Annotated in this window: 1 rRNA gene; it reads right to left on the reverse strand. The window is 55.8% G+C overall.

The window, feature by feature from the left end:
• Nucleotides 1-136: 136 nt before the first annotated feature.
• Nucleotides 137-385, reverse strand: a 16S ribosomal RNA gene (locus tag GVN67_RS29545); the annotation flags it as partial.

The raw sequence follows: 385 nt of genomic DNA on the forward strand, positions 1-385 counted from the left end.
AGTTGGGCTCGAACCAACGACCCCCGCCTTATCAAGACGGTGCTCTAACCAGCTGAGCTACAGACCCATGTCGGTTAGCACCGACTCTTCCAACAACCGATAAGTGTGGGCGTTCAATTTTGAATGCAGTTTCCAGAAAGGAGGTGATCCAGCCGCACCTTCCGATACGGCTACCTTGTTACGACTTCACCCCAGTCACGAACCCTGCCGTGGTAAGCGCCCTCCTTACGGTTAGGCTACCTACTTCTGGCAGAACCCGCTCCCATGGTGTGACGGGCGGTGTGTACAAGGCCCGGGAACGTATTCACCGCGACATTCTGATCCGCGATTACTAGCGATTCCGACTTCACGCAGTCGAGTTGCAGACTGCGATCCGGACTACGAC

Origin of the sequence: Roseomonas sp. 18066, from assembly GCF_902706185.1 — a bacterium.
GTDB lineage: Bacteria > Pseudomonadota > Alphaproteobacteria > Acetobacterales > Acetobacteraceae > Pseudoroseomonas.